Source organism: Idiomarina piscisalsi (assembly GCF_003987095.1).
In the GTDB taxonomy this organism is placed as follows: domain Bacteria; phylum Pseudomonadota; class Gammaproteobacteria; order Enterobacterales; family Alteromonadaceae; genus Idiomarina; species Idiomarina piscisalsi.
Window position 1 is genome coordinate 106,112 of record NZ_PIQA01000012.1, and the last position, 22,891, is coordinate 129,002.

Genomic DNA, 22,891 nt, shown 5'->3' on the forward strand with positions numbered 1-22,891 from the left:
GTTACGAGTGAAAATAAAGCGCCTATGATACCACCGATGCCTTGGCTCTGGTACACTATCGGCTGGTTTGTTACAGGAAACAGGTAGAAAAAATGCAGGTCATTTTACACACAAATTTTGGCGATATTACCTTAGCAATGCATGAAGATACGGCTCCAAAAACAGTCGATAACTTTTTGCAATACGCGCGTGACGGTTTTTACGACGGCACCATTTTCCATCGAGTGATTAATAACTTCATGGTTCAGGGCGGTGGTTTTGAACCGGGTATGAAACAAAAAGAAACGCGCGACAATATTGAAAACGAAGCACCAACCGCGAAACCTAACGTTGTTGGCTCAGTGGCAATGGCCCGCACGCCGGATCCTCACTCGGCGTCTTCGCAATTCTTCATTAACGTGAATAACAACGACTTTTTAAACTTCCAGAATGAAACACCAAGCGGTTATGGCTATTGCGTGTTTGCAGAAGTCACGGACGGTATGGATGTTGTAAATACCATCAAAGAGGTGAAAACCGGTTCAGCAGGTTTCCATCAGGACGTGCCTGTTGAAGATGTTGTTATCGAAAAAGTCTCTGTTAACGACTAGCTATGACAACTGCGTTCATCGCTGACTTACATTTAAGTCCTGGGCGTCCGGACATTCTGGACGCTTTCGCAAACTTTTGTGAGCAAAGCACTGGTTTAGATGCTCTCTATATTCTGGGGGACTTGTTCGATGCCTGGCTTGGCGATGACGACAGCAGTGAATTTGCCTTTCAAATAAAGTCTCAGATTAAGCGTCTCAGTGACTCGGGTGTAAAAATCTATTTCATGGCAGGCAATAGAGACTTTATGGTTGGCGAGCGATTTGCCACTGAAACCGGTATAACCTTACTGCCAGACGAAACCGTTATTAACCTTTATGGTGAACGGGTTTTACTGATGCACGGTGATACTCTGTGTACTTTAGATAAAGGCTATTTGCGTTACCGGCGAGTCATTCAAAACCCGGTAGTTACCGGAGTTTTACGAAACTTACCACTGTCCTGGCGTATGCGTATTGCTAATAAATTAAGACAAAGCTCAAACAGCCAGCGGCCTCAATTAACTGCTGAGCAATTGTATAAAATGGATGCTCAGCACCCTGCGGTGTTGCAGGTAATGGAAAAGCACCAGGTGAATCAGCTTATCCATGGACACACCCATCGACCTGCCATACATTGTTTTAAGTTGAGTGACGGCACACCGGCAAAACGTGTTGTTCTGGGCGACTGGTATACTCAGGCCAGTGTTTATCGAGTGCCGAAATAACGTTAAGCAATAAAAAAGGGAGCCTAATAGCTCCCTTTTTCATTATTTGAAAAAAGCCTTAGTCGTTAAATTGCTTTCCAAAGAAAGAATCTTCCAACCACTGTGGACGTTGAGCTGCGTTCGCAATTTCTTCGCCAATAGCGAAGTTGATATTAGTAAAGCGCGCACCTGCTTCATAGTTAATATCGAGGTTAAGTCCGTCACTTGGCTTATGGTAATGTTCAGCGAAGAACTTACCCCAAACTTCGCCGCCATCTTCACCTTCGGTACGAGAGTTAAAGCCAGTCATTAAGAATACCGCAGGTATGCCTTTCTTAACCAATGTATAGTGATCTGACCGGGTAAAAATAGCTTGTTCAGGCATGGGATCCGGGCTTTGTGCAGTATCGTATTTTTCAGCCGCTTTGCTAACTGTTTCTCCGAGCGTTGAATGTGAGGCACCAAAGGCAACAACGTCAGCAAAGTCATAAAGCAATACCGGCATATCCAGATTCACGTTAGCAACGATGCTGTTTAACGGAACGGTTGGATTATTGGCAAAGTAATCAGCGCCTAATAAACCTTTCTCTTCAGCAGTTACTGACAAGAACATAATAGAACGTTTGAACTCTTTGTCTGACTCGACGAATAAACGTGCAGTTTCCAACATGACAGCCACACCGCTGGCGTTATCCATAGCACCGTTATTAATGTTGTCTTCGCGGCTCATGTCTTTAATAACGCCAATATGATCGGAGTGCGCAGTGTAAACAACATACTCGTCTTTAAGCTTTTCATCAGAGCCCGGTAAAACAGCGGCAACGTTAGGACTGCTGATTTCCTCGTGGCGAGATTCACGCTTTAGAGTTACTTTTCCGTCTAATTCAAAACCTTTCGGAGAATAGTCCGGATCTTCCTGAATCTTTGTGAAAATAGCATCTAGTTCTGTTGGCGCGTTCGCAAACAAACGTTTGGCCGGCTCGTCATCTAAATAAGCAGACCCACTAATTTGTTGCTCCTGACCTTTAGGAAGTCCGTTTGGTCCTAGCCAGGTCATACGAGGTGTTTTTGTATAATAAACACTGGTTTCGTATTTGCGGACTTCTTCGCGCACAGGCGTATGCAAGGTAATAATACCGATAGCGCCTTTTTCGCGAGCGATGTCAGACTTAATGTTAGACAGGTGGGCGCCTTCTTCACTTGGTAAAAATTCAGGGCGTCCCGTTAACATGACGACAATTTTGCCTTCAACGTTTAAGCCTTCGTAATCGTTAAGACCAAACTCTGGCGCTTCCATACCATAACCAACAAATACCAAAGGTGCAGATACTTGGTCTTGCTCGCTGTAATGGCTTGGCCCGGTAATAAACTCTTTCGGGAATTCGAATTCGACGGTTTCACCATTTATTTCGTAAGTCATTGACGCACTATTTTCTTTTAAGGTGCTTTTACGAAAGGGAATACGCTGATAGTAGGTGCCATCATCGCCGGCAGGCTCTAAACCCAGGCGTTTAAATTCAGAAACTATATAGTTCGATGCAATTTCATGACCTTCGCTGCCGGTTTGGCGACCTTTAAGATCATCGTCAGCTAAAAACTCAAGGTGTGAGCGAATGTTGGCTTCTTTAGCACTGACACTAACGGTCTGAGACTGAGTCTCAGGTGCACCACAAGCGGCAACGAATACGCTGAGCGCCACCGGTGCAAGGATACGAGAGAATTTCATGAGTTGTCCTCTGGTTTTAATTGTTCTCGAGAATCTAATCGATTGTACCTGAGCCAACAGCATTCAACCATAGATTACAGCTAAAAGAGTGTTGCAAAATGTTGTTGAGTTACGTAATGTTATAATATAACACAATCAAGAAGGGCGATTTGTCATGAAGTTGAATGCTTTAACCTTAGCTATTCTCGCTGTTTCATCGACGGCATTGGCGCAAGACCAGGAGCATGAGCATCCGGACCCCACTGAGGTTATCACCATAACGGCAAACCCATTAGGAAAAAACGCTTTAGAATCGACGCAACCCGTCAGTATTATTTCAGGTGATGAGCTTAAACAAAAACACGCACACAGTTTAGGTGAGACGTTGTCGTCCGAACCCGGAATTAACAACACACATTTTGCCAATGTGGCCGGGAGCCCTATTGTACGTGGCCTTGGTGGTCCACGCGTCAAAATCACCCAAAATGGATTAGACACCGGTGACGTATCCCGCGGAAGCCCGGACCATGCAGTGACAACCGAAACCAGCACGGCTGAACAAATAGAGGTTTTGCGTGGGCCGGCAACGCTTCTATACGGTAGTGGTGCTATTGGCGGGGTTATCAACGTCGTCGACAACCGTATTCCGAGCGAACCGATTTATGGGTTGCAAGGTAATGTGAATGGCTCGTTGTCGTCAAATAATGACAACAAAGAAGCATCGTACGACCTGCAAGTAGGTAATGGCACCTGGGCGCTTTATTCTGATGCGTTTGTACGAGATGCGAGTGACTATGAAATGGCGTCCTTTATCAATGATGAAGGCGAGCGCGTTGACTCCGTTGAAAACAGTTTTGTTGAAGCTCAGGGCGGAACACTGGGTGTGAGTTATCAATTTGATAACGGCTTTTTTGGACTGTCTTATCAGGGACTGTCGCAAGACTATGGTATTCCAGGACATGCTCATCATGAGGAAGGGCACGAAGAAGAAGCTCATGAAGAAGAGTTGCTCGAGGCTCATGGTCCTTACGCAAATTTAGAGCAAGATCGCGTTCAACTTGCGGGTCAATGGAGAAGTCCGTTCAGCGGTATTGAGCAAGTGGATTTTCGAGGCGCTCTTACTGATTATCAACATCAGGAAATCGAAGAAGACTTCGTCGCCACCCAGTTTGAAAATCAGCAGAAAGAAGTTCGCTTAACGGCACGTCACCAAACGTTAGCGGGCTGGTCTGGTGCTATAGGCTGGCAGTGGGACATTAGTGACAAGTCAGCCATTGGTGAAGAAGCCTTCACACCGGATACTTCCCGCAGAACGCAAGGACTTTTCTGGGTGGTTGAGCAGGAATTTGGTGATCACCATGTTGATTTAGGTGCGCGTTATGAACGTACGTCGTTAGCCAGTGAAGACTGGCAGCTCAATACTTTCAGTGCGGTTTCTGCCTCGGCGGGTTATTTGTATCATTTTGATAAGCACACATCTGTATCCGTTAACTTGAGTCATGCTGAGCGAGCACCGAGTGGCACGGAAGTGTTTTCCAACGGCAACCATTTTGCGACTCGTACCTATGAGTTAGGACTTGGCTATGAACTGCATGAAGAAGAGTCGGGTGAGTATCATATAGAAGCCGCTGAACATAGTATCGAAACCGAGCGTTCAAATAACCTGGACCTTGGTGTACATTATGAAACAGATACATTCCATGCGAATTTTAATGTGTTCTATAACCGTGTTGATGACTTTATTTATGATGACTTTGTTGGCATAACCAGTGAACAGATTCATGGCGATGAAGAGCACGAAGAACATGAGCACGAAGAGCACGCTCACGGTGAAGCTTTGCAGGTGGTTCAGTTTAGTCAACTAGACGCTGAACTTTACGGCTATGAACTGGAGTTAGACTGGCGATTAAATGACGCTTGGTCAGTACACAGCTTTAGTGACTACACTCGCGCGAAACAGCGTGACGGTGGTAATTTAGCTCGAATTCCGGCTCAACGTCTGGGGGCTGAAGTTCGCTATCAGGCGCAAAGTTGGGATGGCTCTCTCGGTTACACGCGTTATTTCTCTCAGGATAAGGTGGCAGTGAACGAGTCAGAAACCGATGCTTATGGCCTGTTAAATGCACGCGTAAACATGTATCCAAACTGGTTGGCAAATTATGGTGCGACCCTTTATTTGAAGGGGGAAAACCTTACCAACCAGCTCGGCTTAGTGCACAGCTCATACCTGAAAGAAGAGGCTCCGGTAATGGGGCGTCAGTTCCAGGCAGGAGTGTCTATTACTTTCTAAAGCCCGAATACACCGCCACTGCTTTTTAGTGGCGGTGCTCTAGTGACAGTATTTTCCCGTCAGTTCACCGCACAGTCACCGACATTTCATTGTCAGTTTGCTATCATTGTTAACAGCTGTTTAACAAATCATTTTAAGGTAGCTGTTTTGTCTATTAAATCCCGCTTTGTCACCTCATTGATTGGTGTTTTTTGTGTCGTCTTAAGTACGTCGGCAACGGCCGAGAAACTCACAATAGAGCGTTTGTTTAGTGCGCCGTCTTTGGTTGGTGAAAAGCCGCGGTCATTGCGTTTTGCGCCTGGCGACAATTACTTGTCGTACTTAAAGGGCAGTGAAGCGAACCCGGACCGTTATGACTTGTGGCTATACGACATTAAAAAAGCAGAGCACACAAAACTGGTTGCTGCTAATGACTTAACGTCCACCTCGCAGGAGTTATCGGAAGAAGAAAAGGCTCGTCGGGAACGTCAACGCATTAGCGGATCCGGTATTATTGAGTACAGTTGGTCAAAAAGTGGTGACGCCATATTGTTTCCTTACAACGGCGATGTTTTCTATTATTCAGTAAAAAATACTGAAGTGACGAGGCTGACTGAAACGGAAGCTTTTGAAACCGATGTCCGTTTGTCTCCAAAAGGAAATTTCGTTTCTTTTATTAGAAATCAAAACCTTTTCTATATCGATTTAGCGAGTGGAAAAGAGACGGCAGTAACTACTGCAGGTGGTGAGTTAGTTAAATACGGTATGGCGGAGTTTGTTGCGCAGGAAGAGATGAAGCGTATGACCGGTTACTGGTGGGCGCCTGACGAGTCAGCTATTGCCTTAACGCGTGTTGACGAGAGCCCTGTTCCGGTGGCGACCCGAACTGAAATATACGCTGATACTGTCAAGGTGATTAAACAGCGTTATCCGTTTGCCGGCGCAGATAACGTCAATATTGATTTGGGGGTATACCAACTTGCTGATGCTTCCATGCAATGGCTTGGTTTAGATGAACTGGGCGATGGATATTTAGCTCGCGTAAAGTGGTTGAATGATAGCAAAAGGTTGAGTTATCAGTGGCAAAGTCGAGATCAACAACGTCTGGACTTACGTCTTTTTAATGTGGATACCGAACAGCAACAGATCTTGGTTGAAGAAACCTCGGATACCTGGATAAACCTTCATAATGACCTCTACTTCCTGGAAGACAATAACCATTTTATTTGGGCGTCAGAGCGTAGTGGATACAAGCATTTGTACCTTTATAGACTTGATGGCTCATTAATTCGCCAACTAACATCAGGTGACTGGATGGTCGACGAGCTGGAAGCCGTTGACGAAAGTACCGGTATTTTGTATTTCACTGCTCGTCGCAAAAGTCCGCTTGAACGTCATTTATATCGTGCTCAGTTAAATAGTGGCTCAAGTAACAACCCAACGCAGATCACGCAACGTGAGGGTATGCACGATGTTGAGTTCTCCTCGACGTTCCACCGCTATATCGACACATTTTCATCGCCAGAGCAGCCCGTACAAGTCAGTCTGCATGGGCCTACGGGCGAACGACAGGCTTGGCTACTGGAAAATAAAATTGATAAAGGCCATCCGCTTGCTAACTACCTGCGCGACTGGAATTATCCAGAATTTGGTCAGTTAACCGCTGAAGATGGACAGACGTTATATTACAAAATGACCAAGCCGTCGGACTTTGATAAAGCCAAGAAATACCCCGTTATGGTGTACGTTTATGGTGGTCCTGGTGCGCAGCGTGTGACGAAAAGCTGGGGAAATCATTTTGTTCAGTACATGACGCAACAGGGCTTTATTGTTTTTACGTTAGACAATAGAGGCTCTGATAATCGTGGAAAAGCGTTTGAAGCGCCTATTTATAAAAACATGGGCTCGCCGGAAGTAACCGACCAGGTAACGGGAGCGAAGTTCCTTAAGTCTCTGCCTTACGTTGATGAAGATCGCATTGGCATTTATGGGCACAGCTATGGCGGCTACATGACTCTTATGACCATGTTTAAAGCGCCTGAACATTTTAAAGCGGGGGTTTCAGGAGCCCCCGTAACAGACTGGCGCTTGTACGACACCCATTACACCGAGCGTTTTATGGGCATGCCTGATGAAGGTGAAAACTATGAGAAGGCGTCAGTATTTCCTTACGCAGACGGTCTTAAAGGTGAATTATTGATGTATCACGGAATGGCTGATGACAACGTATTGTTTACCCACAGTACCAAGCTCTACAAGCAGTTGCAGGATAATGAGCAATCATTTGAAATGATGAACTACCCGGGTAAGAAGCACTCAATTAACGGACGTCATACAAAAATTCACCTTTACTCGATGATCGCCCAATTTTTTCAACAAACCATTGGCGAACAATAGGTTATAATATGCGCATATCCTTCTCGAAAGAGTTCTCAACAAAGGAGTGGTTATGCGCTTTTTATCTCGCCGTTTAGTAATGCCTAATGATCTTAACTTCGCAGGTTCGCTGTTTGGTGGCCGTATTCTGGAGTGGATTGACGAAGAGGCATACATTTTTGCCAGCTGCCAGTTAGGCGCTAAAAGCCTGGTAACGAAACACATTGGTGCTATTACTTTCGAAACTTCAGCATTTCAGGGCGACGTCGTTGAGTTTGGTCTGGAGGTAAAAACAGTAGGGCGTACTTCGTTAGCCATTACTTGCTTAGTGCGTAACAAGCATACGAAACAGAATATTTGTACAGCTGACGATATTGTCTTTGTTCACATTGATCCTGAGACTCGTAAGCCAGCGGCTCACGGTAAAACGAAGGACGAACTGGACGATTTTGCAGGGTCGCTATAAGCAACCCTGCAAGTTATCAATTAGATAGGTGAGCCTGGAGGAAGTGCTTCAGGCTCATAATTTTTCGGCCATTCACCATTCTCTATAAAACGTTCAATATCGGCCGCAAGCTGTTTAGCAAAGTTGTTATTGCTCGATGCTAGCGTGTTTTTCATACGTTGTATTTCAGGCATCATCAGCAACCGGCTTTCGGGGGCTAATTCTGCGCGCTGAACTGCCTTAATAAGCGCATTCACAGCTGTTGCTACCAGTCGCTGGTTCAGCGGACTGGCATTGTTTTCATTCCAGTCATTAAAGACCCGCTTAAAAATTTGCGAGCTCAACTGGGCTGGTGAAGGCACATTAGCATCAGCGTTATGCTGCTGCGCTAAACGGTTTAAGCGTTGTGGGTTCAGCATCAATTGCAGTGAGTGATTTGCAGCACTCGCGGCCATGCTGACAGGATCTGGAATTAACCCAGTTTTACCATCAAAGCGTTCGCGTGAGCCGTTTTCACCATAGGCCAGCGGCACTAACCATTGCTGTACATGTGTGGGTATCTGCAACGTTTCTGCACTGATAGTTCTGAGTAACTGAGACAAAGCAGATTGCTGGCGCGAGCCGCCAATTGCTTTGTACCCGTCCGTATTATCACTGGCCAGGTAATACTCATAATTGACACCACCAAGCCACTTAACCGCCGCTTCCGCTTGATAACGATGCAGTAGATAAACGGGAACGAAATACTCTTGTAGTCGACTCAGCGGTTCATTGTCATTTAAAAAAGCTTTGCTGAAGTTATTCAGAACTTGCTCTCTAACTGTCAGTAAACGCTCCAGTTCGGTAACCGGATTACTGCCGTTATCCCACAGGTGTGCGGTCGGATGAGCGCCTCCAGCGGGGCGAGCATCTCTGTCTGAAATAAAGCTCAACCCTAAGGCGTCGTTTTTATCCAAAATACGAGCTAACTGGTCAGTCGCTGATGGCATACCACCGAAGTCACTGTACCCATACGCAATGACTTGCTTATCCCACACTCCCAAACCGAAATCGTAGGCATCAGTAAGGGTTAGTGTTCCGTTGGTAGTCAGGTTGACCAATGGATGAGGGTAGTCCATAACGGACGCACGGTCAGACGTACTTGCGGCAAAGTTATGGGCAATACCCAGTGTATGGCCAATTTCATGAGCGCTTAACTGGCGAATACGGGCTAAAGCCATTTCCTGAACAGCGGTTTTTAACTCTTGTTTGTCGTCGACGAAAGGCGTTAATAAGGCCGTCGCAATTTTCATATCCTGACGCACACGTAGTGAGCCTAAGGTGACGTGACCTTTAATAATTTCACCGGTGCGAGGGTCAATAACAGAAGAGCCGTAAGACCAGCCGCGGGTAGCTCGGTGAACCCATTGAATGACGTTGTAACGAACATCCATAGGGTCAGCGTCTGCTGGCAACATTTTCACCTGAAACGCATTGTCATAACCAATGGCTTCAAAACCCGCCTGCCACCACTTAGCGCCTTCTAGTAAAGCAGAGCGAACTGGCTCGGGTGCACCCGGGTCCAGATAGTAAATAATTGGCTGGCGCGCCTCACTCTCAGAAGCGATAGGATCTTTCTTCTGTAAGCGGTGACGCGGTATGTATTGCACCGTCATAGACTCGCCAAGCGGGGCTGCATAGTCTTTAAAACTGTGTGACCAGAAGCCACTATTAGTATGAAACTTTCTGGGTAAGTAGCCGGCATCCGGAAGTTGAATAAAAGAGTGGTGCAAGTGCAGGGTTAAAGCGTCAGCATTTGCCGCGGTTTCTCGTACCCAACGGCCTTTACCTTCACCAACAAAGGTCACTTTTGCTTCCAGTTCGGTGTTTTCAGGAAAGGCTTTGCTGCGCTCGGGGTAAACGACAGAGCGTTGAGTGTCGACTTTAAACTGGCCTTGTTCGGTGCCCGCCAAGCGCTGGGTCACGCCGTGTACATCACTTAACAAGTAAGGTGTGTAGTCGATGAGCACATGCGAGTCGCTGCTGGCAACAATGTTAAAACCGTAAAGTACCGCGTCTGCGAAAGCTTCATTCACACTTTGACGTTCCGCGATGTTCTCGGTTTGCGCACGATAATTGGTATTGTGCTGCATCAGCAGTGCTTTACTGCCTTCAATATGAAAAGACGATAGGCGAGTTTCACCTAACTGACCTCTGTCCAAACCGATGTCGTTAGAGCCCAGCCCCCAGGGAAGACTGGTTTGGAATATAAACTGCGGGCCATTTTTAGGCACTTGCAGGTAGTAATTGCCGTTTTCCTGATCATGATAAAATGTAAAAAAGCCATCCTGCTTCGAAAAGGACTCGGTAAAAGCGTCAATGGTTGCCGGAGGCTTCTGCTCAGCCGCCTGGCTGAACGAGGTAAAGCTGCTTAATACAAGCAGGCAAATTAAGAGTATATGTCGCATGGTTTATCCCAGTTGTTCTGCTATTTCTTCTAATATTTGTGTCGTCCACTGTTCAATACGTTCATCAGATAACTCATATTGTGAGTCTTCATCCAGTGATAAGCCGACGAACTGCGAGTTATCTGCGGTTAATGCTTTGGAAGCGGCGAAGTCGTAACCTTCGTTGGGCCAAAATCCAATACGTTTACAGCCATGTTCGGCAATAGCGTCATGCAGCATTCCGAGTGCATCCTGAAACCAGTCGGTATAGCCTTCCTGGTCGCCCATACCGTAAAGCGCGACAATCTTTCCGCGGAGGTCAACGTCGTTAATATCGTCCCAATGACTCTCCCAGTCCTCCTGCAATTCACCGAAATCCCAGGTAGAAATGCCAAAAATGAGAATGTCGAATTGCTCGGCTTCTTTAAGCGGAGTGTCTTTGATATTAAACAAGGTCACAATATCTTCACCAATGGCTTGCTGTATTTTTTCGGCAGCTATTTCCGTGTAGCAGGTGGTAGAACCGTAAAACAAACCAATTTGCAGTGACATAGATTACACCTTGACCTTCAGTTAACGATTGGATGTGGATGCATTGTACCAAAAAGACCGATAGAATGACCCACCTTTGTGACGAAGTATGAATCAATAAGAGGGCAGTATGGACTTTGATCAACAGGTCGAGCAACTAGAAACGGTGTTCGATGAGGCCGTGGTTTCAGGCAATGATGACGAGTTATTTGCCAGCGGCTATTTGCGTGGTCACTTTGACTTGGTCGTAGCACAGTTGGAAATGTCCGGAAATGCTGATGCCGACAAGTTAATGCCGTCGCTTGAGCAGGCGGTTCATGACACTCGCCATGAACTTGCACCTGCTGATCAAGCACATATTAAGAACTTAATGGATAAGTTAGCGGTGAAAGCGGGCGGGAGATAATCTCGCCAGAGCATCGTCGGTCAGTGGTAGGGTGTCGTTGCCTATTAGTCCCGCCAGAATTTCGCCTAACAAAGGCGCTGACGTAAAACCTCTCGAGCCTAAGCCTGTAAGTCCATAGAGTCCTCGGTCCAGCATTCCTGCAATAGGTTGGTGGTCCGGGGTAGTTGCCCTTACCGAAGCCCGCTGTCCAACAACGGACAATTCTTCAGCCCAAGACTGCTTTGCGTTGTCGCAGAGTTGTTTAAGGTTTTCTTCGTTATCTTCCAAGCGTGTCTCTAAGTCTGTTTCACCACGAGTAAACGTAGCCCCCAGACAATGTATGCCTTCAGACTCAGGCACTAAATAACCTTTATAGCAGAGCACCGTTTTTAAATGGGCGAGGCTTTTGGTCGTTTTAACCTGAGTGATTTGCCCGCGCACCGGCTTTATCGGCAAAGGTTCAACGTCTGCTGGTAGCAGCTCATTAAAGTTATGACCCGTGGCGAGCACGACACGCTTAGCCTGAATATTTTCTCCGTTGCTCAGTGAAACACGCCAGCCGCCGTTGGTCATTCGGCTAATGTTTTGTACGTTATGGTTGACGATGTCACTATCGGCTTGTCGGAATAACGACTTAACAACTGGCTCAGGTTTTAACCAGCCCGCTTGAGGATAAAACAGAGCAGGGGTGTCGATGGCAATTCCAGCGGCTTTGTTTGTCTCTTCCGCGTTTAAATAGCGCACCGTTGTTTCGTTATATAAGTCACTAGCCACTTTTTGAAAGCGATGCTCTCTTTGTTCATTGAACGCAGGCTGCAAAACGCCGCTGTTTTGCCAGTGCTCGGGCACGTATTGACGGTAAGTATTCAGCGCAGTGCTAAACGCTTGCCAGTAAAAGCGACTAAGGGGAGTATGCTCAGCATGCAGTAAAGGGTAAACGGCTCCTTGCGGATTGCCTGATGCGCCGTCGGCTATATTTGGCGCAATAACCTTAGTGGTAACGCCGCGTTTATGTAACGAAAGGGCACAGCAAGCTGCGCTTATTCCGCCGCCAATAATAACGACGCTATCGGCCTGTGGGTCGGTGCTCTGTGTTTCGGGCTTAACGACTTGCCCCTGATACTGACCACACACCATTTCCCGTTTGCGGCCGTAGCCGGGAACTTTGTTGACCGCAAACCCTGTATCGTTAAGTCCGCGACGAACCACTCCGGCGGCTGTAAACGTGGCATAAGTAGTGCCTTCATGAGCGGTCATCGCCATGGTTTCGAATAGCTGATGTTGCCACATATCCGGATTTTTTGAGGGGGCAAAGCCATCTAAGAACCATGCATCGACTCTACGTTTGGCTTGTGTCTGCCAGTGGGGAAAAAGCTCGTTAACGTCGCCTATCCACAAATCTAATGTAACTCTTCCTTTGGCAAAGGTCAGGCGGTGACATCCCGCTTCGGGCGACGGGTAATGTTCCAGAAAAACTGAGCTGGTTTTTCTTACATCGGGCAATAAAGCATAAGCCTGTTGCAGCTGTTCCTTTGTTAAAGGGAATTTCTCGAAGCTGATAAAGTGCAGGCGGCCGTTAGCTGGCGCATGTTCAAGAAATTGCTGCCAGGTTAGTAAAAAATTTAGGCCGGTACCAAAACCTGTTTCTGCAATTGTAAAGCATTGCTGGTGAGTAAGGTCTTGCCAACGTTCTGGTAATCCGTTGTGCTTAAGAAATACGTATTGGCTTTCGTCAACGCCGCTTTCTATTGAAAAATAAATATCATCAAAAGTGGTGGAAACGGGTACGCCATACTCGTTAAACTTGACCGACGCTTTAGAATTCAAGTGTTTGCCCCATGATTTATTGGCAGATGCTCGCTATAATAACAAGATTACTAAAAACAGTGCACAAAGCAGACCACATTCTTAGAACACGTTAGTTACTATACCGACGTATAAATGTCAGACAGGATTTTAGAATGAGAAGAGCAGTGATAACCGGCCTTGGTATCGTATCAAGCATCGGTAACAATCAAGAAGAAGTACTGGACAGCTTGCGTGAAGGCAAGTCAGGCATTAGCCGCTCTGAATCTTTTGCGGAGATGGGACTTCGCTGTCAGGTTTGGGGGCCGGTAAAGCTTGACCCTAAAGACCATATCGATCGTAAAGCATTGCGTTTTATGGGTGACTCAGCTGCTTATGCTTATATTGCTATGTCCCAGGCAATTGAAGATGCAGGTTTAAGCGAAGATGAAATTTCTAACCCTCGTACCGGGCTGGTTGTTGGCTCGGGTGGCGCTTCTGGTGAGCATCAAGTTGCTGCGGCAGATATCCTGCGTGAGCGCGGCGTGAAACGCGTAGGGCCTTATATGGTACCTCGTTGCATGGCATCCACGACATCAGCATGTCTTGCTACACCATTCAAAATTAAAGGCGTGAACTATTCAATTAGTTCAGCATGTGCGACGTCAGCACACTGTATTGGTCACGCTTTAGAGCTTATTCAATTTGGTAAGCAAGACCGTGTCTTTGCCGGTGGTGGTGAAGAGCTTCACTGGACCTTAGGCATGGAATTCGACGCCATGGGCGCATTAAGTACTAAATACAATGATACGCCTGAGAAAGCATCGCGTACCTATGACCAGGATCGCGATGGCTTCGTCCCTGCCGGTGGTGGCGGTATCTTGGTTATTGAAGAGCTGGAAGCGGCTAAAGCACGTGGCGCAAAAATTTATGGTGAAATTGTCGGTTACGGCGCAACTTCTGACGGCTATGACATGGTTGCTCCGTCGGGTGAAGGTGCGGTTCGCTGCATGAAAATGGCAATGGAAACCGTCGACAGCCCAATCGACTATCTGAATACTCACGGAACCAGCACGCCAGTGGGCGATGTGAAAGAGCTAGAGGCCATTCGTGAGGTGTTCCCTGAAAAAACACCAATGATTAGCGCAACCAAAGCTATGACTGGTCACGCACTAGGCGCCGCAGGTGTGCATGAAGCGATTTATTCACTGCTTATGTTGAAGCACGGTTTTGTAACGCCGTCTATCAACATTGAAAAGCTGGATGAACAAGCTGATGGTATGAATATCATCCGTCAAACAACAGATGCACCATTACGTACGGTTATGTCTAATAGCTTTGGCTTTGGTGGTACAAACGCGTCATTGGTTATGCGCCAATACGCAGAGTAAACCGTGTCATCGGTTGGTACGATGAATATCGTCGCCGATAGAAACATTCCTGCGCTGTCGACATTGTTGTCAGGCGCAGGAAACCTTCGCTTTTTCTCAGAAAGAGAACCTCCCCAAAAGTTATTGGCAAATGCGGATGCATTGCTGGTTCGCTCTATTACTCAAGTCAATAAAGAGCTATTGGGAAAAGCCCCAAAGTTAACCTTTGTGGCCTCTGCAACTATTGGTACCGAGCACATCGATTCACAAGCCCTGGCTGAAAAAGGTATTGCCTTTGCACATGCTCCTGGGGCGAATGCCGCCTCTGTCGGTGAGTATGTACTATGTGCTGTTTTGCAGTGGTTAAACCGACAACATATTGACTCGCTAGCTGACTTAGACGTTGCTATTGTTGGCGCTGGCCATACGGGACAGGCTGCGGGCCAACGTTTACAAGCGCTTGGCATGAACGTGCATTATTACGACCCGCCATTGAGTAAAAAAGGCGAAAAGGCAGTTCACGACCACTGGCAACGTGTTATCACAGCCGATATTATTTCCTGCCATGTCCCGTTGATGAGGGGCGGCGAGTATCCGACGCATCATTTGTTTGAACATACGGCGCTACAGTCGCTACATGAAAACCAGTTGCTGATTAATGCCAGCCGTGGCTCGGTGATAGATAACGTCGCATTGCTGGAAAGAGCTCAGCAGGGTGAAAGACCTTTTATTGTGCTCGATGTGTGGGAAGGAGAGCCTGAGGTTTTAAAGCCTTTGGTTGACTACGTTGACATTGCCACTCCGCATATCGCCGGTCATAGCCTGGAAGGTAAAGTGGGTGGTGCCATAATGGTTGCTAATGCTCTGTTGCAGCACTTTCGGCTTGAAACTAATTATGACAAAGGCGCGGTGTTGCCGAGTCCTTCTTGGCCAACAATAGATGCAGAGCAACTGTGGCCGATAAGCTCGCTTTTAAGCTGGGTTCGGCAACATTATGACATTATGGAAGACGATGCGCTTTTTCGTCGTCATGCACAGACAAACGAAGGCTTTGATAATTTACGAAAAAAATATCGCAAAGAAAGCCCTCGCAGAGAGTTCATAAATCAGGGCGTTACATGCCATAATAGCGAGCAATATATCCAATTTTTACAGTTGGGCTTTCGTGCCCGACAAGTCAACCGTTAAGGAGTACTTATGGCAGACGGGTTTCGCATAGCAGTTTTGGGTGCAACAGGCTTAGTGGGTCAACAAATGATTGATATTCTAGCTGAGCGAAAATTTCCGGTTGCCGAACTGTACCCCTTAGCGAGCGCCCGTTCAGCGGGGGCGACAGTCAACTTTAACGGTGAAGAAATAGAAGTGTTAGTGGCCGATGATTTTGACTGGTCAAATGCAGATATTGCCTTCTTTTCTGCCGGTGGCTCTATTTCACGGGGGTTTGCACCTAAAGCAGCTGAAGCGGGTTGTGTGGTTATTGATAACACGTCCGAGTTTCGTTATGAACCGGACATTCCTTTGGTTGTGCCAGAGGTAAACGCCTGGGCTCTGGCTGATTTTCGTAATCGAAATATTATTGCGAACCCGAACTGCTCAACCATTCAAATGCTGGTCGCGCTGAAGCCGATACATGATGCTGTGGGTATTGAGCGTATTAACGTTGCCACCTATCAGTCGGTGTCTGGTGCCGGCAAAGAAGCAATGGAGGAATTGGCAAAGCAGACAGCTGAACTATTGAATGCAAAGCAACCAACGGTTGAGAACTTCAGTCGTCAAATTGCGTTTAACTGTATTCCACAAATCGATGTGTTCCAGGATAACGACTACACCAAAGAAGAAATGAAAATGGTGTGGGAAACGCAAAAAATATTTAATGATCCGAGTGTGCGCGTTAATGCGACAGCAGTACGTGTGCCGGTTTTTTATGGTCACGCAGAAGCCATACATATTGAAACTCGTCAGCCAATAACAGCAGAGCACGCCAAGCAATTATTAAGCGAAGCACCCGGCGTAACGCTTATGGAACAACGTGAAGAGTTTCCTACGCAGGTAAGCGATGCTGCGGGTAAAGACGACGTGTTCGTCGGGCGTGTACGCGAAGATATTAGTCATCCTCAAGGTTTAAATTTATGGGTGGTGTCTGACAACATTCGCAAAGGTGCCGCAACCAACAGTATTCAAATTGCAGAAACTTTAATTCGCGAATACTGGTAATTTAACCGGCTGTATGTCATAAAGTTTTTATTACTGACGCCGTTAAAGATAAGAGCAAAGCGCGGGCAGAGAACAAGGGATGAAAAAAACGATTACAGGGCAAGTGTATAAACATCTTTCATTGGCAGCACTGTTACTGGTGAGCATCAGTAGTAGTGCTTTGTCGTGGCAGGATGGCACTATTATTAAAGGCCCTAAAGGTTCTGAAGCTGAAGACGTTCGTATTGGCAAGGAGCGTTACGGACCTATCACCGCTAGCGATACCCTGTGGGACATTGCCCGCCGCTACAAGCCGCACTCCAGCGTTACTCAGTATCAAACGATGGTTGCCATTGTGCAGGCAAACGACGAAGCCTTTGTCGATGGTAATATGAACCGTATGCTTGACGGCTTTTATCTGCGCATTCCGTCATTGCAAGAAATTCAAATGGTGAATCCTGAAGCTGCACGTCGACAGGTTGTGGTTGACGGCCAGTTAAAGGAAAAATCTCAACGACTCTCTGAGGTTGAGCAAAGTACTCAGCGAACTCGCGAAGAACAGGCGCAACTTCTTGAAGAAGCGAAGACGCGCGCAGAAAAGGCAGTGCAGGAAGTTGAAAAACGCCAAGAGCGGAATTTTGAACAGCTGCGCAATGAAGTTCGCAACTCCATGCAAACCGTCCAGAGAATGTACGATGAGAATCAGTCGCTACAGCAACGCATTGATTCTTTAGCAGAGCGTTTGGATGAGCTGGCACAAAGTGCGACTAAAACGGATGAACTAGAAACCCAATTTCAGCAAGTTCTTGCTCAGCAGCAGGAATTGATAGAGCAGCAGACGGCAATGCGTCAGGCGGAAGAAGAGTCGGGCTTTATTAATTGGCTGCAAAACCCTATCAATATGCTCTTAGTTTCGATACTGCCTGCGTTACTGATTATTGGTGGCGTTGTTTTATTCTTAATGAAACGCTCCTCGAAGACTAAAGAAGATGAGCCGGAAGTCGCTAGTAAAAAAGAGTTAAGTGAGGAAGAAGCCGCTGCAGAACTCGACAAAGAGTTAATGGGGGGCGCTCCGCAGAATGATACCGGCGATGGTATTTTTGATATCGATGACAGCCAACAAACCGAAGACGATGAAGAAGATGAGGGTGACGATTTAAGTGCTCTCGAGGCTGAGCTTAGTGGCTCAGCCAAAGCCGAATCCGAAGAAGACTTCAGTATACAGTTAGACGACGATGAAGATGACAAGTCAAGTCAGCAGGACGCGCCGTCAGCCAGTGAGAATGCTGATGATGATATTGATGAAGACGACAAAGCTGTGTTACCTGACGACGATGACGATGCAGGGGAATTGTCTCAGGAAGAGCTGGATAGACTATTTGGCGAGTCTGACGATGATGAAGAAGCCATAGACTTGTCTGTTGGTGACGATGAGGCCACTGATGACGAGCCAGCTGCAGATAGCTCAGACGAAGAGTTAGACTCTGAGGCGCAGCCTCAGGATAACGAAGATAATGGAGCGCCGGAGGAAGCTGAATCAGACTCTTCAGAGAGGGAGGATGAAACAACTTCTGAAGATGATCAAGTAGAGGAGAGTCAGGAGGCCAGTGCCGAGGCGTCTGATGAAGCGGCTCTTGAAGCTGATAAAGATGAATCGGATGATTTACTCCCGGATGACTTTGACGACAGTGAAGTCGATGATGTGCTGGCAGATTTAGGGCTAGGTGACGAGTTAGAAGCTGAAGAAGGCTCCGAAGAAACATCGAGCGACGATGTATTAGAAGACACACCAAGCTCTGACGAGGCTTCTTCTGAAGCGAGCGAGCCAGAAGAAGCGGCAGATCCGGATGACATTCTTGCCCAGTTTGAAGAAAGTAATAATGACGACGAAAGCATTGCTGAGGCTGAGAGCGGTGAAGAGGTTGCGAATGACGAAACGTCTGAAGGCGACGACGAGAGTGACGATCTTGAGCAGCTTCTGAAAGAGTCGGATGAAGTGACTCAGGCGCTTGATGACTTTGATGATATTGAAGAGGAAATCCCCGAAGACGATGAAGCGTTAGATGAGGCAGAAAGTCAGGCTGATGAAGATTTAGAATCACTGTTTGGCGGTGCGCCAGAGACGGACGAAGAGTTGTCTGAAACGGAAGAGCCTTCTACTGAGGCTGAAGCTGAAACAGAAAGCCAGGATGAAGCTGACTCTTTTACGGCAAACGACGATGAAGATTACGTCGATATTGATTCGTTGATGGCCGAAGCTGACGAAGAAGACGAAGGTGATGATCGCTACGAGTCGTCAGCAGTCAAAGACGTATTGCCGGACGAAGATGCGGGCCAGGAAGGCGATGCGCCAGCGGACGATGACCCCGCCGGGCAGCTCGATTTAGCTCGCGCATATATTGAAATGGATGAGAAAGACGAAGCACGGGAAATTCTTCAACAGCTGATTGATGGCGACGACGAAGCGCTTGCTGAAGAAGCTAAAACCCTTAAAAACCGTTTGGATTCGTAAGGTTAAGTAGTATGCGAATAGCTCTGGGGCTGGAGTATGACGGCAGTCAATACTATGGCTGGCAGCGACAACGTGAAGTCATTAGTGTCCAGCAACACTTGGAAGAAGCGTTAAGTAAAGTCGCTAATGAAACCGTTGAAGTCACCTGTGCTGGTCGAACCGATGCCGGCGTTCATGCGACAGCACAGGTCGTGCATTTTGATGTAGAAAGCGAACGAAAAAATGCGGCCTGGACACTTGGTGTTAACAGCAATCTGCCCGATGGGATAGCGGTACGTTGGGCAAAGCCTGTAGCAGATGACTTCAGCGCGCGTTTCAGCGCAACCGGCAGGCGTTATCGCTACATTATTGCCAATACGCGCTTACGGCCTGGCATACATTCATCTGGCGTCAGTCATTATCACCAACCCTTGAATGAGCGATTAATGCATGAAGCTGCTCAGGCGCTAATTGGAGAGCACGATTTTACCTCCTTTCGGGCGGCTCAGTGCCAGTCACATTCGGCTAACCGTAATGTCACTCGATTAGAGGTAACGCGAAAAGGTGACTTTGTCATTGTTGATATCAGCGCGAACGCGTTTCTTCATCACATGGTGCGCAATATTGTCGGTAGTCTTATTGTTATAGGGCAGGAGCAACAGCCTACATCTTGGCTTAAAGAGTTACTCGAATTAAAAGATAGGACGCAGGCAGCGGCGACGGCTAAGCCAGGTGGTCTGTACTTAGTCGCTGTGAGCTATCCTGAAAACTTTGAAATTCCAACAGTCACCCCTGGACCGCTCTGGTTAGAGTGACTGTTATGACCTCTTTTCTTGATTGAATTGTGCTACCATGTAAGCTATTCCAATAAACTTATTAGAGCTGTAAGCCGAATATTATGAGCTGGATTGAAAGAATTCTCGCAAAGCCAAAAATAAACAAGAGACGCGGTGTTCCTGAAGGGGTTTGGAGCAAATGTACCTCTTGTGACAACATTATTTATCGTGCTGATTTAGAGCGCAGTCTGGATGTTTGTCCTAAGTGTGATCATCACATGCGTGTGACGGGTCGACGCCGTCTGGATATCTTTTTAGATGAAGATAACCGAGAGGAAATAGGTACCGACCTTGAGCCGAAAGATGTCCTAAAGTTTAAAGACTCTAAAAAGTATAAAGACCGTATCGCTGCGGCGCAGAAAAGTACCGGCGAAAATGACGCGCTTATTGCGCAAAAAGGTACGGTAAAAGGTGTTCCCCTTGTCGCCGTTGCTTTTGATTTTAATTTTATGGGCGGGTCAATGGCCTCGGTGGTTGGCGCTAAGTTTGTAAAAGCTGCTGAAGTTTGCCTGGAAAAACGCATACCTCTGGTTTGCTTCTCAGCATCGGGCGGCGCTCGTATGCAGGAAGCCTTAATGTCATTGATGCAAATGGCTAAAACGTCTGCGGCGCTGGCTCGTATGAGTGAAGAAGGTATTCCGTTTATTTCTGTATTGACTGACCCGACCATGGGTGGGGTATCGGCCAGTTTAGCAATGCTCGGTGATATCCATATTGCTGAACCTAAAGCGCTTATTGGCTTTGCCGGTCCTCGAGTTATTGAGCAAACTGTGCGTCAGACTCTTCCGGAAGGCTTCCAACGTGCTGAGTTTTTGCTTGAGCACGGTGCTATCGACATGATCGTGGACAGACGCGACATGCGTGACACAGTGGCGCGCTTGCTGGCAAAAATGCAACACCTGCCTTCCCCCGAAACGGCTGTTGAGACCCAACCTGAAACAGAATGAGTGACACTCCTTCATACATACCTGTAGCTTCTGACAAGCTGCAGGTATGGCTCGACTATCTGGAAAAGCTTCACCCTACCGAGATTGATATGGGGCTGGAGCGTGTGTCCCAGGTTGCGGCAAATGCAGGTGTATTGACGCCTGCACCATACGTCATCACAGTTGGCGGAACTAATGGTAAAGGCTCGACCGTTTGTTACTTAGAAGAAATGTTGGCGGCCGCTGGCTATAAAACCGCAGTGTATACTTCTCCGCATATTGTTCAATATGAAGAGCGGGTACGTATTAACCGAAAAATGCTGTCTGAACAACGTCATGCGAAAGCGTTTTCGGTTATCAATGAGGCGCGGCAGCAAACTTCTCTTACCTATTTTGAATTTGGTACTTTGGCTGCTTTACATCTTATTAAGCAGGCAGAAGTTGACGTAGCCATACTTGAAGTAGGTTTAGGAGGGCGGCTCGATGCAGTTAACTGTGTTGAACCTGATGTGTCAGTCATTACCAGCGTCGGTATTGACCATATTGCTTTCCTTGGTGATAACCGCGAACAAATAGGTCGCGAAAAAGCGGGCATAGCGCGTAATAACAAACCGCTGATTTGTGGTGATGAAAATGCGCCTGAGTCAATAAAGCAGTCGGCCAATACTATTGGCGCCAAACTTATTCAGGTAGGAAAAGACTTTTTCAGAAAAGAGTTTGAAAAAGACTGGGAATACCGCAGCCATAGGGTTTATGCTCGCCACCTCCCCAAGCCTAAGTTGCCGTTAATTAACGCATCAACAGCTATTGCGGCTATTGAGCATCTGCCACTTCCTGTTAGCCTCGATGCGATCAAAATGGGCTTAATTTCCGCTTCTTTGCCAGGCCGAATGCAGGTTGCACAGTATAAGGGGATCGATGTGCTTTTAGATGTCGCTCATAATCCTCAAGCTGCGGATTATGCCTCAAAGTACATTGCATCAAACTACAAGAACAAACCAGTTTATGCTGTTATTGGCATGTTATCGGATAAAGATCATGCAGGGGTCAAAACAGCGTTAGAACAAATAATTACTCAGTGGTTTGTAGGTACGTTAAAAGAACCCCGTGGTGAACACGCCGATAAATTAGCGGAAGTTATGGCACTGACAGATAATTATCGAACCTTTGACAGTGTGAACGCGGCTTTTGAGAGTGCAATAGAAAAAGCCAGTCAATGTGACGAGAAGCCACTGGTTTTCGTGTTCGGCTCGTTTTACACTGTGTCCAGCGTTAATCAATTAATAGTGGGAGCGTGACCTTGGCTAGTCCTTTGCAAAACCGTCTTGTCGGTACCTTAATACTTGTCGCTTTAGCGGTAATTATTATTCCTGAAGTACTGGATGGTAAAAAAGAACAGCCGGTAGATCCCATTGAAACTATCCCTCTTAAGCCCAAATCTGAAGAAGCTTTACAAAAACCGAATGCTCTGTCAGATGAATTGGTGGCGGAACCTGTAGAGGAAGAGCCACAACTCGAAGACACTGAAGTCACAGCGGAGTCTGCTGAGCCTATCGCCGAAGATAAAAGGCTTAAAGCGCCTCCCAGAGAGCCGGTCGAAGCAGAAATTGACGGTAAAGCCTGGGTTATTCAACTCGGTGCTTTTAGTAAAGAAGACAGCGTCAGAAAGCTTGTTGAACAGCTCAGAGATAGAGGCTACGCAGCTTACTCAGAAAAGTCAGCCAGTGGGAAAATAACTCGGCTGCTTGTGGGACCTGATACCTCTGAAGCGGAGCTTCAAAAACAACTGGCTCCACTGAAAGAACTGACGGGACTGGACGGCAAAATCATGACGTACAAGCCATAAAAAAGTGCAATATGTGTGTAAAAAACTCACAATT

Annotated in this window: 18 protein-coding genes; 14 read left to right on the forward strand and 4 right to left on the reverse strand. The window is 46.9% G+C overall.

From position 1 onward, the window contains the following. Window positions 1–92: 92 nt before the first annotated feature. Entirely contained in the window at window positions 93–590 is a 498-nt protein-coding gene (locus CWI73_RS10680) for a peptidylprolyl isomerase (RefSeq protein WP_126752765.1), read from the forward strand. A gap of 2 nt (window positions 591–592) precedes the next feature. Beyond that, window positions 593–1,294 carry a UDP-2,3-diacylglucosamine diphosphatase gene (locus CWI73_RS10685; RefSeq protein WP_126752766.1) on the forward strand — a complete coding sequence of 234 codons (702 nt, stop codon included), beginning with the start codon at window positions 593–595 and terminating at the stop codon, window positions 1,292–1,294. Window positions 1,295–1,352: 58 nt separating this feature from the next. On the opposite strand, the gene CWI73_RS10690 is transcribed toward CWI73_RS10685, so the two are convergent. Next, window positions 1,353–2,999, reverse strand: a complete 1,647-nt coding sequence (locus CWI73_RS10690) for a M28 family metallopeptidase (RefSeq protein ID WP_126752767.1) — start codon at window positions 2,997–2,999, stop codon at window positions 1,353–1,355. A 154-nt stretch (window positions 3,000–3,153) separates the two neighbouring features. Between CWI73_RS10690 and CWI73_RS10695 the strand changes: the two genes are divergently transcribed. The 3 genes from CWI73_RS10695 to CWI73_RS10705 all read left to right on the forward strand — a co-directional run bounded on the left by CWI73_RS10695 (window position 3,154) and on the right by CWI73_RS10705 (window position 8,089). Beyond that, on the forward strand, window positions 3,154–5,268 hold the full coding sequence (locus CWI73_RS10695) for a TonB-dependent receptor (protein WP_126752768.1): 2,115 nt from the start codon (window positions 3,154–3,156) through the stop codon (window positions 5,266–5,268). Between the two features lie 153 nt (window positions 5,269–5,421). Next, entirely contained in the window at window positions 5,422–7,644 is a 2,223-nt protein-coding gene (locus CWI73_RS10700) for a S9 family peptidase (protein WP_198675188.1), read from the forward strand. Window positions 7,645–7,696: 52 nt separating this feature from the next. Continuing rightward, on the forward strand, window positions 7,697–8,089 hold the full coding sequence (locus CWI73_RS10705) for an acyl-CoA thioesterase (protein WP_126752770.1): 393 nt from the start codon (window positions 7,697–7,699) through the stop codon (window positions 8,087–8,089). A gap of 20 nt (window positions 8,090–8,109) precedes the next feature. Here CWI73_RS10705 and CWI73_RS10710 read toward each other — a convergent pair whose 3' ends face one another. Both CWI73_RS10710 and fldB read right to left on the reverse strand, forming a co-directional pair. Continuing rightward, window positions 8,110–10,515: a zinc-dependent metalloprotease gene (locus CWI73_RS10710; protein WP_126752771.1), complete on the reverse strand. Its 2,406-nt coding sequence runs from the start codon at window positions 10,513–10,515 to the stop codon at window positions 8,110–8,112. A 3-nt stretch (window positions 10,516–10,518) separates the two neighbouring features. Beyond that, on the reverse strand, window positions 10,519–11,040 hold the full coding sequence (gene fldB, locus CWI73_RS10715; RefSeq protein WP_126752792.1) for a flavodoxin FldB: 522 nt from the start codon (window positions 11,038–11,040) through the stop codon (window positions 10,519–10,521). Between the two features lie 115 nt (window positions 11,041–11,155). Here fldB and CWI73_RS10720 point away from each other — a divergent pair, with 115 nt between their 5' ends. Continuing rightward, complete coding sequence (locus tag CWI73_RS10720) at window positions 11,156–11,431, forward strand: YfcL family protein (protein WP_126752772.1); 276 nt, start codon at window positions 11,156–11,158, stop codon at window positions 11,429–11,431. Here the strand turns inward: CWI73_RS10720 and mnmC are convergent. Then, a complete protein-coding gene (gene mnmC / locus CWI73_RS10725) occupies window positions 11,405–13,237 on the reverse strand; it encodes a bifunctional tRNA (5-methylaminomethyl-2-thiouridine)(34)-methyltransferase MnmC2/FAD-dependent 5-carboxymethylaminomethyl-2-thiouridine(34) oxidoreductase MnmC1 (RefSeq protein ID WP_126752773.1) in 1,833 nt (610 codons plus the stop codon). The two genes, CWI73_RS10720 and mnmC, sit on opposite strands and share 27 nt — an antisense overlap. Window positions 13,238–13,371: 134 nt before the next feature. On the opposite strand from mnmC, the gene fabB reads away from it, so the two are divergent. The 8 genes from fabB (at window position 13,372) to CWI73_RS10765 (ending at window position 22,857) form a co-directional block, all read left to right on the forward strand. Next, window positions 13,372–14,586 (forward strand): beta-ketoacyl-ACP synthase I, encoded by a 1,215-nt coding sequence (gene fabB / locus CWI73_RS10730; RefSeq protein ID WP_126752774.1) that lies wholly within the window; start codon window positions 13,372–13,374, stop codon window positions 14,584–14,586. Between the two features lie 21 nt (window positions 14,587–14,607). Then, complete coding sequence (locus CWI73_RS10735) at window positions 14,608–15,753, forward strand: 4-phosphoerythronate dehydrogenase (protein ID WP_126752775.1); 1,146 nt, start codon at window positions 14,608–14,610, stop codon at window positions 15,751–15,753. A gap of 9 nt (window positions 15,754–15,762) precedes the next feature. After that, window positions 15,763–16,779, forward strand: coding sequence for an aspartate-semialdehyde dehydrogenase (locus tag CWI73_RS10740; RefSeq protein ID WP_126752776.1), 1,017 nt, complete (start codon window positions 15,763–15,765; stop codon window positions 16,777–16,779). A 79-nt stretch (window positions 16,780–16,858) separates the two neighbouring features. Then, window positions 16,859–19,270, forward strand: a complete 2,412-nt coding sequence (locus CWI73_RS10745; RefSeq protein ID WP_126752777.1) for a FimV/HubP family polar landmark protein — start codon at window positions 16,859–16,861, stop codon at window positions 19,268–19,270. Window positions 19,271–19,281: 11 nt separating this feature from the next. Then, window positions 19,282–20,064 carry a tRNA pseudouridine(38-40) synthase TruA gene (gene truA / locus CWI73_RS10750; protein ID WP_126752778.1) on the forward strand — a complete coding sequence of 261 codons (783 nt, stop codon included), beginning with the start codon at window positions 19,282–19,284 and terminating at the stop codon, window positions 20,062–20,064. A gap of 83 nt (window positions 20,065–20,147) precedes the next feature. After that, a complete protein-coding gene (gene accD / locus CWI73_RS10755; protein WP_126752779.1) occupies window positions 20,148–21,032 on the forward strand; it encodes an acetyl-CoA carboxylase, carboxyltransferase subunit beta in 885 nt (294 codons plus the stop codon). Continuing rightward, a complete protein-coding gene (folC, locus tag CWI73_RS10760; RefSeq protein ID WP_126752780.1) occupies window positions 21,029–22,309 on the forward strand; it encodes a bifunctional tetrahydrofolate synthase/dihydrofolate synthase in 1,281 nt (426 codons plus the stop codon). Before accD ends, folC begins: the two co-directional genes overlap by 4 nt. Next, entirely contained in the window at window positions 22,306–22,857 is a 552-nt protein-coding gene (locus tag CWI73_RS10765) for an SPOR domain-containing protein (RefSeq protein WP_241968889.1), read from the forward strand. The genes folC and CWI73_RS10765 overlap by 4 nt, the downstream gene beginning before the upstream one ends. Window positions 22,858–22,891 lie beyond the last annotated feature (34 nt).